The sequence below is a fragment of the Treponema sp. JC4 genome (assembly GCF_000260795.1).
Lineage (GTDB): Bacteria > Spirochaetota > Spirochaetia > Treponematales > Treponemataceae > Treponema_D.
The window spans coordinates 1-476 of record NZ_AJGU01000135.1; the positions used below are offsets into that span (position 1 = coordinate 1).

Below are 476 nucleotides of genomic sequence, written 5' to 3' on the forward strand. Positions count from 1 at the left end.
GCAGTGTTTGGTTTAATGGAAATATTAGCCCAAATATTAAGTATGGAAATTATAAGTCCATTATCAAGAATTAATCGTATGAATGCTAATCAAATTTCTAGTCTTCAATTAGTTATTGATAATACAAATTTATGGGGACATAATGTAAATTCAACCTATTGGGGAAATGCTAGTGTTGGAAATAGTGATGGTTATATATCATTACCATTAACATTTGTTACATACTTTGGATTACCATTTCCATTATTCTATGGTATTCTTGTTACTAAAAAGGATGTTATTGATTATTTCTTACCCGGAATTTTTGGAATAGGCTTTGACTTCGGTTATCTTGCTTTAGCAGTTATAATTATTTGGATTATACTTGTTATCATAGTAGGACTTAAAGTATTAGACAAATATAGACTTGAAAGAGAACGTGGAGTAAAAAATATTTAGAAGAGAAGCATTGCTAACTGGATCTCTTTCTGCATTTA

Annotated in this window: 1 protein-coding gene; it reads left to right on the forward strand. The window is 29.0% G+C overall.

The features are described 5' to 3' along the window. Nucleotides 1–438: hypothetical protein (locus MSI_RS14840; protein ID WP_202799355.1), on the forward strand; the 438-nt coding region annotated here is incomplete at its 5' end. Nucleotides 439–476: the final 38 nt, after the last annotated feature.